The following is a 12,691-nucleotide window of genomic DNA, read 5'->3' on the forward strand; positions in this document are numbered from 1 at the left end:
GCGGGCGGCGCTCGCTCTAACAGGCGCTGCCATACCTTGTGGCAAACACCTGTCAGCCCTAAGGCGATCCCTGTGGGCTGGCTTGCCGGCGATAGGGCCCTTAGCTCAACACATGCCCCACCGGCAACAACGCCGGCGGCAACTGCTGGTCCCCCAACCCCGCCAGTACATCCCGCTCCACCGTCCGCACCATGGCATCGGTAGGCAGGTCATTCTCATCCCGCCCGAACGGGTCTTCCAGTTCGTTGCCAATCGCATCCAGCCCGAAGAACGTGTACCCCACGATGGTGGTGAACAGCGGCGCCAGCCAGCCCAGCGGCTCGGCCAGGGCAAACGGCAACAACAGGCAGAAGATGTAGATGGTGCGGTGCAGCAACAGCGTGTAGGGGAACGGCAGTGGCGTGCCCTTGATCCGCTCGCAGGTGGCCTGCACCTCGGTAAGCCCCACCAGCCGCTGCTCCAGCAGGCTGTAACGCCAGTCACTGATCTGTTGTCGCTCGGCCAGCCGCGAGCATTGGCTGCCCACCTCACGCAGGATGCTGTCGCACACATTGTGCGGGCTGAGCGCCTCGGGCCGGTGCAACCATGGGCGGGCGGCAGCCAGGTCGTCTTCGTTGCGCAAACGCGCATTCAGCGCATGGGCAAACCCGCACAGGCTGCGCAGCAGCTCACGGCGTAGTGCTTCATCGCCGATCACCACGCTCTCACGTACGAACGAGCGGGTTTCGATGATCAGCTTGCCCCAGGCCTTGCGCCCCTCCCACCAACGGTCATAGCAGGCGTTGTTGCGAAAGCTCATGAAGATCGACAGCGACAGGCCCAGCAAGGTGAATGGGGTGGCGCTGACCGGGTAGAAAAACGCCGGGTAATGGCGCTCGACCAGCACAATCAGTGCCGCCAGCAGGGTGACCATCAGGCAGCGCAGGGCAATGCGCTTGATGATCGAACCCTTGAGGGTGAACAACACGCGCAACACATCGGGTGCGGGGTGGACGATCATGGCAATCCAGAGGCAGCTGCTCAGCCGCCGGTCATGTTCATGAAGCGCAGGATCTGCACGTCGCCACCGACTTCGAAGTGATGGCGGTAGGGCTTGAGGTGCAGCGAGTCGCGGATGGCCTTTTCCAGGCGGTCGGGGTCGCCCGGGTGGGCGCGCAGCACGTGCTTGAGGTCTACCGAATGCTCGTTGCCCAGGCACAGCAGCAAGCGGCCCTCGACGGTCAGGCGCACGCGGTTGCAGGTGGCGCAGAAGTTGTGGCTGTGCGGCGAAATGAAGCCGACCCGGGTGTTGGCCGCTTCGGCCAGGCGCCAGTAACGGGCCGGCCCCTGCGACGTTTCGGTGGACTCCACCAGGGTGAACTGTTCAGCCAGCAGCGCCCGTACTTCATCGCTGGAGCAGAACGACTCGCCACGTTCATGCTCGCTGATCACCCCCAGGGGCATTTCTTCGATGAAGGTGATGTCCAGCTCGCGGTCGATGGCAAAGCGCACCAGGTCGACCAGTTCATGGTCGTTGCGGCCCTTGAGCACCACGCAGTTGAGCTTGGTGCGCTTGAAGCCGGCTTGCCGGGCTGCGTCGATGCCGGCAATGACCTGGTGCAGGTCGCCGGTACGGGTCAGTTGCTTGAAGCGGTCGGCGTCCAGGCTGTCGAGGCTGATGTTCAGGCGTGTAACGCCCGCGTCGAACAGCGGCTGGGCCAGGCGGCCCAGCTGCGAGCCGTTGCTGGTCAGGCACAGTTCGCGCAGGCCGGGCAGGGCGGCGATGCGCCCGCACAAGTCGACGATGCCCTGGCGCACCAGGGGTTCGCCACCCGTCAGGCGGATTTTGCGGGTGCCGAGGGCGACGAAGCGCTCGGCCACCTGGAACAGTTCCTCCAGGCTGAGAATCTGCTGGCGCGGCAGGAACTGCATGTCTTCGGCCATGCAGTACACGCAACGGAAGTCGCAGCGGTCGGTGACCGACATCCGCAGGTAGTCGATTTTCCGGTTGAAGCCGTCGATCAGGGCCCGGCTGTTCTGTTCCACGTTCGCGCTCGCGTCTGGGAAGGGGGGCATTTCTGTCCAAGCTATAACCTGGGCGCAGGGCCGTCAAATTGCTTTGTCCGACTGCATGATCGATGGTCTCTATCATGCGGCCTGGCAGCGCGTCGCCTGCCTGCCGTGATCGAAAGCGCTTATCACGCCGTAAGATCTTTCGATTGGACGCCCCGCCCCACGCTCCATAGGCTGAAACAAAGCACCGAAGCGTGAGGATTCACCGCATGAGCCAGGACGAACACATCAGGGACTACAAAGGCGCCGCCGCCGGCTGGGGGGCGCTGAAAAGCGTGACCAAGAGCTGGCTGGGCAGTGACAACGCCTTCAAGAACCTGCGAGCCATGCTCAAGACCAACCAGAACGGCGGCTTCGACTGCCCAGGCTGTGCCTGGGGCGAGTCGCCGGAAAGCGACATGGTCAAGTTCTGCGAAAACGGCGCCAAGGCGGTCAACTGGGAAGCCACCGGCCGCTCGGTGGACCCGGCCTTCTTTGCCAAGTACAGCGTCAGCGCGTTGAAGCAACAGACCGACTACTGGCTTGAGTACCAAGGCCGCCTGACGCACCCGATGCGCTATGACGCAGCCACCGACCATTACGTGGAAACCACCTGGGCAGAAGCGTTCGAGCTGGTTGCCCGGCACCTGCGCGCACTGCAATCGCCGGACGAAGCCGAGTTCTACACCTCGGGCCGGGCCAGTAATGAAGCAGCGTTTCTCTACCAGCTGTTCGTGCGTGCCTATGGCACCAACAATTTCCCGGACTGCTCCAACATGTGCCACGAAGCCAGCGGCTCGGGCATGTCGGAAACCCTGGGGGTGGGCAAAGGCACCGTGGTGTTTCACGACCTGGAACTGGCCGATGCCATTTTCGTGATTGGCCAGAACCCCGGCACCAACCACCCGCGCATGCTCGAACCGCTGCGTGAAGCGGTCAAGCGCGGTGCCCAGGTGGTGTGCTTCAACCCGCTCAAAGAGCGTGGCCTGGAGCGTTTCCAGCACCCGCAGCACCCGTTCGAAATGCTCAGCAATGGCTCCGAGCCGACTTCCAGCGCGTACTTCCGCCCAGCCTTGGGGGGCGACATGGCGGCTATGCGCGGTATTGCCAAGTTCCTGTTGCAGTGGGAACGCGAGGCCCAGGCCAAGGGCGAACCGCCGGTGTTCGACCACGCCTTCATCGCCGAGCACACCAGCGGTATCGATGGCTACCTGGCGGCGGTCGACGCCACGGCGTGGGAACACATCGTTGAGCAGTCTGGCCTGACCCTGGCAGAGATCGAACTGGCCGCGCGTATGTACCGCAAGGCCGAGCGGGTCATCATGTGCTGGGCCATGGGCGTGACGCAGCACCGCCATTCGGTGGCAACCGTGCAGGAAATCGTCAACCTGCAGCTTCTGCGCGGCAACGTCGGCAAGCCCGGCGCTGGCCTGTCGCCGGTGCGCGGCCACAGCAACGTGCAGGGCGACCGCACCATGGGCATCGACGAGAAGCCCCGGGCAGCACTGCTCGACGCCCTGGAAAAACGCTTCCGCTTCCGTGTGCCGCGTGCCCACGGGCACAATGCGGTGCTGGCGATCAAGGCCATGGAGGAGGGGCGGGCCAAGGTGTTCGTCGCCTTGGGCGGCAACTTTGCCCAAGCCACCCCGGATACACCGCGCACCCATGCCGCGCTGCAGAAGTGTGCGCTGACCGTGCAGATTTCCACCAAGCTCAACCGCTCGCACCTGGTCACCGGCCGCGACGCGCTGATCCTGCCATGCCTGGGCCGTACCGAAATCGACCTGCAGGCCGCAGGGCCGCAGGGCGTGACCGTGGAAGACACCTTCAGCATGGTGCACCTCTCCCATGGCCAGTTGCGCCCGCGCTCGCCGCACATGCGTTCGGAGCCATGGATCATCGCCGGCATGGCCAAGGCCACGCTGGGCAATCAGCCGATCGACTGGGCCTATGCGGTGGCCGACTACAACCGGATCCGCGACATGATTGCCGACGTCATCCCCGGCTTCGCGCGTTTCAATGAACGCTTGAACAGCCCTGGCGGGTTCCACCTGGGTAACCACGCTGCCGAGCGCAACTTCCGCACGGCCACCGGCAAGGCGCGCTTCATGCCCCACACGCTGCCCGAGGGATTGGTCAACGCCAAGGTGCTGGCCCGCGGGGACAAGCCCGACCTGATCTTGCAGACCCTGCGTTCGCACGACCAGTACAACACCACCCTGTATGGCCTGGACGACCGCTACCGTGGGGTGTTCGGCCTGCGCGAAGTGGTGTTCGTCAACGAGTCCGACATCCGCCGCCTGGGCTTCGAACCGGGCGAGCACGTGGACCTGGTGTCGCTGTGGGAGGATGGTGTGGAGCGGCGGGTGTCGGGGTTCCGCCTGGTGGCGTATGACGTGCCGCAAGGGCAGGCGGCGGCTTACTACCCCGAGACCAACCCGCTGGTGCCGCTGGAGAGTTATGGCGAGGGGACGTACACCCCGACCTCGAAGTTTGTGGCGATCAAGCTGGAGAAGGCCAAGGCCGGGAACCGGATTGCGGCGGTGCTGGCTTCGGATTGACGGGCGCCTGCAAGGGCCCTGTCGGGGGCGGGGGTAGGCGCAGGATCTTCAGCGCCTGTGAGATCGAGCGCCGCCCGCGCGGCGCATCGCGAGCTCCGCTCGCTCCTACGTTTGTTTCGGGCCAGTAACCCATGTGCCAGGTGCGCGCGACCGCCTTGTTTGTCCGGCACAATATTGAGGCATGCGCCAAAGCGTTCGCGCGCCAATCCCCCAGGCATAATTGGCCCGAAACAAACGTAGGAGCGAGCAAAGCTCGCGATGCGCCGCGCGGGCGGCGCTCGATCTCCCAGGCGCTGCATATCGCCTGGCAACCACCTGTCAGCCCTGATGCAATCCCTGTGCGCCTTGCCGGCAATATGCCCCACAGCCATCAGCCACGGTTCACCGGGAAAGCCGTGGTGTACTTCATCTGCTCCATGGCAAAACTGGAGGTAATGTTCGACAACCCCTCGGTGCTGGTAATCAGCTTTTTGTAAAACCGGTCATACGCCGCAATATCCCCCACCACCACCCGCAACATGTAGTCCCAGTCGCCAGACATGCGGTAGCACTCCATCACCTCCTCGAACCCGGTAACGGTCGCGGCAAACTGCGCCAGCCAGGCGCTGTCGTGGCGCTGGGTCTTGAGCTGGACGAACACCGTCAGCCCCAGCCCTAGCCGTTCAGGGTCAAGCAGGGCGACACGGCCGAGTATGTAGCCTTCTTCTTCCAGGCGCTTGACCCGCTTCCAGCACGGGGTGGTGGACAGGTTGACGGCTTCGGCCAGGTCCTTGAGCGACATCGAGGCGTCGCGCTGAAGCAGGGTAAGAATGTGCTGGTCGAAGCTGTCCATATCGCGCGCTGGCCGTGCCGGAAAATATTTCACAGGTTACCCCAAGGCCAGGCGATTTGGCTTGTGCCATAGTGGCAGCTTTCATTCTGCCAATGGGCCTGACCATGTCCGACAAGCCGCGCAATTTCGCCACCCGTGCCATTCACGCTGGCGAGCAGTTCAGTGTTGCCGACAATGCCATTTTCCCGGCCATCGTCACCGCCAGCTCGTTCACCAAACGCAGCCTCGACGACAAGCCGGAGTACTCCTACAGCCGCGTGGGCAACCCCACCCGGCATGCCTACGAAACCTGCGTAGCCGCGCTGGAAGAGGGCGTGGGTGCCGTGGCCTGCGCCTCGGGGGTGAATGCCACCGCCACGGTCCTGGAGCTGCTGCCCAAGGATGCCCACGTGGTCGTGATGAACGGCGTGTACGGGGGCACTTTCCGCATCCTGGAAGACTACCGCAGCCGTACTTCAGGCCTGACCACCACCTATGTCGACCTCAACGACCTGGGCGCGGTGGCCGCGGCGATCAAGCCCGAAACCCAGTTGATCTGGATCGAGTCGCCGACCAACCCGTTGTTGCACCTGGTCGACATCAAGGCGGTGTGCGACCTGGCGCGGGCCAAGGGCATCCTCACCTGCATAGACAACACCTTCTGCTCGCCGTGGAACCAGCGCCCGATCAACCTGGGGGTGGACCTGGTGATGCACTCGGCCAGCAAATACATTGGCGGCCACTCCGACCTGACTGGCGGGGTGGTGGTCGCGGCCAATGACGCGCTGCTGGCGCGCCTGCGCCGCATCAGCATGGCCATCGGCGCGGTGCAGGGGCCGTTCGACTGCTACCTGGCCCTGCGTGGCCTGAAGACCCTGGATGTGCGCATGGAGCGCCAGTGCGCCAATGCCCTGCAGGTGGCGCGCTTTCTGGAAAACCACGCGCAGGTGGAGCAGGTGTATTACCCCGGGCTGGAAAGCCACCCGCAGCATGAACTGTGCAAGCGCCAGATGCGCAGTGGCGGCGCGGTGGTGGCGATGAAGGTCAAGGGCGACCGCGCCGCGCTCAACCGCCTGGTCGAGGCGCTGCAGATCTTTGTATTGGCCGACTCGCTGGGCGGGGTGGAGAGCATGATCAACCACTCGTGGAGCATGTCCCACTGCTCGCTGAGCCCGGAGCAGAAGGGCGTGATGGGCATCAGCGAGAACCTGCTGCGGCTGTCGGTGGGGATCGAGGATTACCGCGACCTGATCGAGGACCTGGATGGGGCGTTGAAAGCGCTGGTTGCTGTGTGAGGGCTTGCGGCCCTATCGCCGGCAAGCCGGCTCCCACAGGTGCATCACAGGTTCGCAGTACTGTGGGGCCCCTGTGGGAGCCGGCTTGCCGGCGATAGGGCCGGTGAATTCAAAGAAAATGCTCGGTCAGGATTTGGGCGGATGAATGATCCGTTCGATCTTGTCCTTGATCAGCAACCGCTCCTTGCGCAGGCGGTTGACGGCGTCGTCGTTGGTGCCGTTGCCTTCGGCGGCCACCACCTCCTTGTCCTTGGCGTTGTATTCCTTGTGCAGTGCATGCAGCGCCTGGTCGTTGTCCATCAGTGCCTGGAACTTCTCAGCGGTAATGTGCAGGTCAGCGAGCAGATCATGCGGAACTGGCATTTCTTCACCTCTGTCAGGTTTGTCGATTGGGTCCTGACCACTGAGGATAGCCGTCTTTGCGCAAGCCGTTCACGGGCTGCAGGCTGAACGGCAGCTGAAGAAAACGGCATTAACGGGCAAAAGCCTCGCCATCACTAAATTGTTACCGACTTTTTCACAAAAAATTGATGGTGCGCTTTCTAGAGTTCGCCCAACTTTCCCATGGTGCCGTCGGACCGTGGGGTTGATAACCACTCTTGATTGCGAACACTGATGCTCAATTTCAAATCCCTGCGGACTGAATGGGTCACGCTGCTGGCCAGCCTGTACCTGCTGATCGGCTTCAACATGTTCCTTTGGGAGCATCTGCAAGCGGTCGTGCCCCCCGGCCTGTCGGGGTTGTGGCTGATTCTGGCGTTCGCCGTGCTGATGCTGTTCGCGTTCAACCTGGTACTCACTTTATTTGCCTTCCGTTATGTGTTGAAGCCGTTACTTGTGGTCTTGTTCATCAGTGGCGCCGGCGTGGCTTACTTCATGAACCAGTACGGCGTACTTATCGATGCGGGCATGTTCCGCAACATGGCCGAAACCAATGTGGCGGAAGTGCGCGACCTGATGTCGTTCAAGTTTGCCGCTTACATCCTGCTGCTGGGGGTGTTGCCTTCGGTGCTGGTGTGCAAGGCGCAGATCGCCTACCGCCGCTGGCACCGCGAACTGCTTGGCAAGCTGCTGGTGAGTGGTGCCTGCGTGGTGGCGCTGGGTTCGGTGGCGCTGGTCAACTACCAAGGGCTATCGTCGCTGTTTCGCAACCACCACGAACTGCGCCTGATGCTGACCCCAAGCAATATCGTGGGCGCCTCCATTGGTTATGTCGGCGAACGGGTTGGTACCGCAGCGCGGCCGTTCCAGCCTTACGGCGAAGATGCCAAGCGTGATGTGGCCTGGCAGAAACATGAGCGCAAATCGCTGACCGTGCTGGTGGTCGGGGAAAGTGCCCGGGCAGACCACTTCGGTGTCTTGGGCTATGGCCGCGATACCACGCCGAACCTGGCCAAGGAACAGGGCCTGCTGGCGTTCTCCGACGTGCATTCGTGCGGCACGGAAACGGCGGTTTCGGTACCGTGCATGTTCTCTGGCATGCAGCGCAAGGACTACGACGCCAGTGTCGCCAAGAACCGCGAAGGGCTGCTGGACATCCTCCAGCGTGCCGGCCTTGCCGTGCAGTGGCGGGACAACCAGTCGGGTTGCAAGGGCACTTGCGATCGCGTGCAGTTCATCGATGTCAGCAACCTCAAGGACCCGCAACTGTGCGCCGGCGGTGAATGCCATGACCAGATCCTGCTGCAAGGCCTGGATGCGCTGATCGACAACCTCGACAAGGACACCGTGCTGGTGCTGCACCAGATGGGCAGCCATGGCCCCGAGTACTTCAAGCGCTACCCCGAAGGCGGCGAGCGTTTCAGCCCGGTGTGCCAGAGCAACGCCCTGAACCAGTGCAGCGAACAGCAAATCATCAACGGCTACGACAACACCCTGGCCTACACCGACAAGGTCCTGGCCTCGTTGATCGACACCCTGCGCAGCAAGCAGGACAAGGTGGACACGGCGATGATCTACCTGTCCGACCATGGCGAGTCGCTGGGTGAGTACAACCTGTTCCTGCACGGCACACCGTACGCCATCGCCCCCGAGCAGCAGAAGCACGTTCCGCTGCTGACCTGGTTCTCCGACAGCTACAAGGAGGACTTCGGCCTCGATACCGACTGCCTGGCCAAGCTCAGCGACGCCCCGCTGTCGCAAGACAACCTGTTCCACTCGATGCTTGGCCTGCTGCAGGTACACACCGAGGTCTACCAACGGTCGCTGGACATGTTCGCCAGTTGCCGCCCGTGGCTGACGGCCAAGCGCTGACGCCTACACCCTGCGTGCAAACGCACCATTGATCGATATCAAGGATGGCCCGGGTTTCACCAGCAGTGCCCGCGCCGTATATACTGCGCGCCAATGTTAGTGGGAGAGCCTTGTGGCCATCGAAATTCACTGGATATGTGACGACCAGAGCCTGGCTGAACACTGCCGCGACTGGCAGCAACTGCCGTTTGTTGCCGTCGATACCGAGTTCATGCGGGTCGACACCTTTTACCCGAAGGCCGGGCTGATTCAGATTGGCGACGGCCAACGGGCCTTCCTGATCGACCCGCTGCTGATCGGCAACTGGCAACCCCTGGCCGACCTGCTGGAAAACAGTGGTGTGGTCAAGGTGCTGCATGCCTGCAGCGAAGACCTCGAAGTGCTGTTGCGCCTGACCGGCAAGTTGCCACAACCGTTGTTCGACACCCAGCTGGCCGCCGGTTACCTGAACCTTGGCTTTTCCATGGGCTACTCGCGCCTGGTGCAGGAAGTGCTGGGCATCGACCTGCCCAAGGGCGAAACCCGCTCCGACTGGCTGCAGCGCCCGCTGTCGGACACCCAGGTCAGCTACGCGGCCGAAGATGCCGTGCACCTGGCCGAGCTGTTTACCGTGCTGCGCCCGCGCCTTAGCGACGACAAATACGCCTGGGTGCTGGAGGATGGCGCCGAGCTGGTCGCCGCCTTGCGTCGCGAAGTCGAGCCAGCCACCTTGTACCGCGACGTCAAGCTGGCCTGGAAGCTGGCGCCCCAGCAGTTGGCCGTGCTGCGTGAGCTGTGCGCCTGGCGCGAGCGTACTGCCCGCAGCCGCGATGTACCCCGCAACCGCGTGCTCAAGGAACACTCGCTGTGGCCCATTGCCAAGAACCAGCCGAGCAACCTGTCGGCACTGGCCAAGGTTGAAGAGATGCACCCGCGCACCATTCGTCAGGACGGTGAGTTTCTTATCCAGCTGATCAAGCGCGCCGCCAGCCTGCCTGCCGAGCAGTGGCCAGCGCCCTTGCCCGAACCGCTGCCGATCGAAGCCAGCGGCATCCTCAAGCAGCTGCGCGCCATCGGCCAGGCCGAAGGCGAGCGCCTGGGCATTGCCCCTGAGCTGATGCTGCGTAAAAAAGCCCTGGAGGCACTGCTCAAGAGCGGTTACCCCAATGGCCCTTATCAATTGCCCGATTCGCTGCGCGGCTGGCGCCGTGAGCGTATGGGCCAGGCCCTGCTGGACAGCCTTGCAGGCGCCGGAGAGACCCGATGAAACGCATTTGCTCCATCTACAAGAGCCCCCGCAAGAACGAAATGTACCTGTACGTGCTCAAGGCTGACGGCCTTGAGCGCGTGCCAGAAGGCCTGCTGCCGTTCTTCGGCACCCCCGTGCATGCCTTCGACCTGGTGCTCAGCCCGGAACGCAAGCTGGCCCGCGAAGACATCACCAAGGTGTTGGAGAACCTCGACAACCAGGGCTACCACCTGCAGATGCCACCGCCGGATGACGAGTACATCGAGCACCTGCCCGAAGAGCTGCTGCGCCGCAACGACCCGGCCTGAACATGCGCGTACTGATTGCCGAGCATGACCATGCCCGCTACGCCGAGCTTTTGCGCGCAGCCGCGCCTGAACTGGAAATCCTGACCAGTGGCGACTCGGCCGAACTGGCCCGCCAGGCGCCGCGTTGCCCGGTGTGGCTGGGCCAGCCCGACCTGCTGGCGAGCTTGCTGCGCCAGGGCCACCAACCGCGCTGGCTGCAGTCGACCTGGGCCGGCATCACACCGTTGCTGGCCGACGGTTTGCCGCGTGACTATCGCCTGACCCGAGCGGTGGGGATTTTCGGCCAGGTAATGGCCGAGTACATGCTCACCTACATGCTTGGCCATGAGCGCGAGGTGCTGTCGCGCCTGGTCAGCCAGGTCGAGCGGCGCTGGGACGACCGCCCGGGGCGCACGCTGGAAGGGCGCAGGGTGCTGATCGTGGGCACCGGCGACATCGGCCAGCGCGTGGCCGAGTTCCTGCAGCCGTTTGGCGTGGTGCTGTACGGCGTTGCCAGCAGCGCCCGCGAGCAGGCACCATTCGTTGAAGTGGCGGCGCTGGCCGACCTGCCGCGCATGGTTGGCCAGGTCGACTACGTGCTCAACCTGCTGCCGGATACCCCGGCTACCCACGACTTGTACAACGCTGCACTGTTCAAGTGCTTCCAGCCTACGGCGCTGTTCATCAATGCCGGGCGGGGTGCGGCGGTGGTCGATGCCGACCTGGTAGCGGCGTTGAAGGAGGGGCATTTGGCCGGGGCTGTGATCGATGTGTGCCGCCAGGAGCCATTGCCCAGGCAGCACCCGTTCTGGACGGCCTGGGGCTTGTTGCTGACCGGGCACAGCTCGGCGCCCACCTCGCCGGCGGCGATGGTGCGGTTGTTTGTCGAGAATATGCGGGCGTATGAAGCCGGGCAGGGGTTGCGCGGTGAAGTGGACTTCGCCAGGGGCTATTGACTGCTTTGGCCTGTGCCGGCCTGTTCGCGGGTGAACCCGCGAATAGGCCAGTACTGCCAACCCAAAACTTACAGGCTGAAATCCCCCTCAGCCGCCAGCTCGCTCAGCGGCTTGCGCGGGCTGGGCACTTCACGCGCCTGCAGCGCTTCGTCCAGGCTGGCCTTGTCGCCGAGCTTGCCGATCGCCACCATGGCATGCAGCTCGTAGCCTTCAGGGATCTTCAGCTCCTGACGCGCCAGCGCCTGGTCGAAACCGGCCATGCCGTGGGTATGCCAACCACTGATGCTGGCCTGCAGGGCCAGGTGGCCCCAGGCGGAGCCGGTGTCGAAGGTGTGCCACAGCGCCGGTTTTTCTTCGGTGGCACCCGGGGCGGCGAAGGTGGTCTTGGACATCACCAGCACCAGCGCCGACGCCTGTTGCGCCCAGCTACGGTTGAACGGTACCAGCAGGCTCAGGTAGCGCTCCCAGTTCGGGGTGTCACGGCGGGCATACAGGAAGCGCCAAGGCTGCGAGTTGTACGCCGACGGTGCCCAGCGGGCAGCTTCGAGGAAACTCAGCAGGGTCTCTTCGCTGATCGGTTCGGCGGTGAAGGCGCGGGGCGACCAGCGGTTGATGAACTGCTCGTTGATGGCGTAATCGGCAACGCGGGGGTTGGCGCTCATGTCGGCTCCTGCAAACGGACGGAAAACGCGCACGCTACTGCTTCGCGTAGCGACTGACAAGCGGCCTGGCTTTGCTCAAGGCCAGGCTCTAGACTGGCGCCGCTGCGCGCCGCGACCACAAGATGAATGCAGGTAACCGTGTAATGATCGCTGACAACGCGCCGTTCTGGCGGCGCAAGACCCTCGAACAACTCAATGCCCAGGAGTGGGAGTCGCTGTGCGACGGGTGCGGCCTGTGCTGCCTGCAGAAGCTCGAGGACGAGGACGACAACAGCGTCTATTACACGCGTATCGCGTGCAAGCTGCTGGACCTGCAAACCTGCCAGTGCAGCGACTACCCCAACCGCTTCGCCCAGGTGCCGGATTGCATCCAGCTCACCCCGGGCAAGGCCGACCAGTTCACCTGGCTGCCCAGTACCTGTGGTTACCGCTTGGTCAGCGAGGGCAAGGACTTGCCCGCCTGGCACCACCTGGTCTGTGGCGACCGCCAACAGGTCCATGAACAGCGCATTTCCCAGGCGGGGCGTATGCTCAGGGAGCAGGATGTGCACGAAGACGACTGGGAAGACCACCTGATTTTCCGCGCCAGCTGAGCAGCGCGGCCCGC

12 protein-coding genes are annotated in these 12,691 nt (G+C 63.6%); 7 read left to right on the forward strand and 5 right to left on the reverse strand.

Annotation, left to right across the window (positions count from 1 at the left end; all coding sequences use genetic code 11):
* Positions 1-100 precede the first annotated feature (100 nt).
* Positions 101-1,000 carry a bestrophin family protein gene (locus EGJ22_RS14725; protein ID WP_029886182.1) on the reverse strand — a complete coding sequence of 300 codons (900 nt, stop codon included), beginning with the start codon at positions 998-1,000 and terminating at the stop codon, positions 101-103.
* Positions 1,001-1,020: 20 nt separating this feature from the next.
* Entirely contained in the window at positions 1,021-2,025 is a 1,005-nt protein-coding gene (gene moaA, locus EGJ22_RS14730; RefSeq protein WP_009686815.1) for a GTP 3',8-cyclase MoaA, read from the reverse strand.
* A gap of 236 nt (positions 2,026-2,261) precedes the next feature.
* Here moaA and EGJ22_RS14735 point away from each other — a divergent pair, with 236 nt between their 5' ends.
* The gene (locus EGJ22_RS14735) at positions 2,262-4,592 is read left to right on the forward strand and encodes an FdhF/YdeP family oxidoreductase (RefSeq protein WP_029886181.1); all 2,331 of its coding nucleotides are present in this window, start codon (positions 2,262-2,264) and stop codon (positions 4,590-4,592) included.
* A 370-nt stretch (positions 4,593-4,962) separates the two neighbouring features.
* Here the strand turns inward: EGJ22_RS14735 and EGJ22_RS14740 are convergent, their stop codons facing one another.
* On the reverse strand, positions 4,963-5,424 hold the full coding sequence (locus EGJ22_RS14740) for an Lrp/AsnC family transcriptional regulator (RefSeq protein ID WP_029886180.1): 462 nt from the start codon (positions 5,422-5,424) through the stop codon (positions 4,963-4,965).
* A gap of 92 nt (positions 5,425-5,516) precedes the next feature.
* Here EGJ22_RS14740 and EGJ22_RS14745 point away from each other — a divergent pair, with 92 nt between their 5' ends.
* Positions 5,517-6,698, forward strand: coding sequence for a PLP-dependent aspartate aminotransferase family protein (locus EGJ22_RS14745; RefSeq protein WP_029886179.1), 1,182 nt, complete (start codon positions 5,517-5,519; stop codon positions 6,696-6,698).
* A 126-nt stretch (positions 6,699-6,824) separates the two neighbouring features.
* Here EGJ22_RS14745 and EGJ22_RS14750 read toward each other — a convergent pair whose 3' ends face one another.
* Positions 6,825-7,061 carry a YdcH family protein gene (locus EGJ22_RS14750; protein ID WP_029886178.1) on the reverse strand — a complete coding sequence of 79 codons (237 nt, stop codon included), beginning with the start codon at positions 7,059-7,061 and terminating at the stop codon, positions 6,825-6,827.
* Between the two features lie 252 nt (positions 7,062-7,313).
* Here EGJ22_RS14750 and EGJ22_RS14755 point away from each other — a divergent pair, with 252 nt between their 5' ends.
* The 4 genes from EGJ22_RS14755 to EGJ22_RS14770 all read left to right on the forward strand — a co-directional run bounded on the left by EGJ22_RS14755 (position 7,314) and on the right by EGJ22_RS14770 (position 11,422).
* Positions 7,314-8,951: a phosphoethanolamine transferase gene (locus EGJ22_RS14755; protein WP_029886177.1), complete on the forward strand. Its 1,638-nt coding sequence runs from the start codon at positions 7,314-7,316 to the stop codon at positions 8,949-8,951.
* Between the two features lie 112 nt (positions 8,952-9,063).
* Positions 9,064-10,197, forward strand: coding sequence for a ribonuclease D (gene rnd, locus EGJ22_RS14760; protein WP_029886176.1), 1,134 nt, complete (start codon positions 9,064-9,066; stop codon positions 10,195-10,197).
* A complete protein-coding gene (locus tag EGJ22_RS14765; RefSeq protein WP_009686808.1) occupies positions 10,194-10,487 on the forward strand; it encodes a YcgL domain-containing protein in 294 nt (97 codons plus the stop codon). The genes rnd and EGJ22_RS14765 overlap by 4 nt, the downstream gene beginning before the upstream one ends.
* Before the next feature lie 2 nt (positions 10,488-10,489).
* A complete protein-coding gene (locus EGJ22_RS14770) occupies positions 10,490-11,422 on the forward strand; it encodes a D-2-hydroxyacid dehydrogenase (RefSeq protein ID WP_029886175.1) in 933 nt (310 codons plus the stop codon).
* A 68-nt stretch (positions 11,423-11,490) separates the two neighbouring features.
* On the opposite strand, the gene EGJ22_RS14775 is transcribed toward EGJ22_RS14770, so the two are convergent.
* Positions 11,491-12,084: a nitroreductase family protein gene (locus tag EGJ22_RS14775; protein ID WP_009686805.1), complete on the reverse strand. Its 594-nt coding sequence runs from the start codon at positions 12,082-12,084 to the stop codon at positions 11,491-11,493.
* A 143-nt stretch (positions 12,085-12,227) separates the two neighbouring features.
* On the opposite strand from EGJ22_RS14775, the gene EGJ22_RS14780 reads away from it, so the two are divergent.
* Entirely contained in the window at positions 12,228-12,677 is a 450-nt protein-coding gene (locus EGJ22_RS14780; RefSeq protein WP_009686804.1) for a YcgN family cysteine cluster protein, read from the forward strand.
* The last annotated feature ends 14 nt before the right edge of the window (positions 12,678-12,691 follow it).

Source organism: Pseudomonas sp. p99-361 (assembly GCF_003935475.1).
Classification (GTDB): domain Bacteria; phylum Pseudomonadota; class Gammaproteobacteria; order Pseudomonadales; family Pseudomonadaceae; genus Aquipseudomonas; species Aquipseudomonas juntendi.

Coding starts and splice junctions, on each gene's coding strand:
- EGJ22_RS14765 (WP_009686808.1), top strand. CDS start 10,194: ATGAAACGCATTTGCTCCATCTACAAGAGCCCCCGCAAGAACGAAATG.
- EGJ22_RS14745 (WP_029886179.1), top strand. CDS start 5,517: ATGGGCCTGACCATGTCCGACAAGCCGCGCAATTTCGCCACCCGTGCC.
- EGJ22_RS14770 (WP_029886175.1), top strand. CDS start 10,490: ATGCGCGTACTGATTGCCGAGCATGACCATGCCCGCTACGCCGAGCTT.
- EGJ22_RS14735 (WP_029886181.1), top strand. CDS start 2,262: ATGAGCCAGGACGAACACATCAGGGACTACAAAGGCGCCGCCGCCGGC.
- EGJ22_RS14780 (WP_009686804.1), top strand. CDS start 12,228: ATGATCGCTGACAACGCGCCGTTCTGGCGGCGCAAGACCCTCGAACAA.
- EGJ22_RS14750 (WP_029886178.1), bottom strand. CDS start 7,061: ATGCCAGTTCCGCATGATCTGCTCGCTGACCTGCACATTACCGCTGAG.
- EGJ22_RS14740 (WP_029886180.1), bottom strand. CDS start 5,424: ATGGACAGCTTCGACCAGCACATTCTTACCCTGCTTCAGCGCGACGCC.
- EGJ22_RS14755 (WP_029886177.1), top strand. CDS start 7,314: ATGCTCAATTTCAAATCCCTGCGGACTGAATGGGTCACGCTGCTGGCC.
- EGJ22_RS14775 (WP_009686805.1), bottom strand. CDS start 12,084: ATGAGCGCCAACCCCCGCGTTGCCGATTACGCCATCAACGAGCAGTTC.
- EGJ22_RS14725 (WP_029886182.1), bottom strand. CDS start 1,000: ATGATCGTCCACCCCGCACCCGATGTGTTGCGCGTGTTGTTCACCCTC.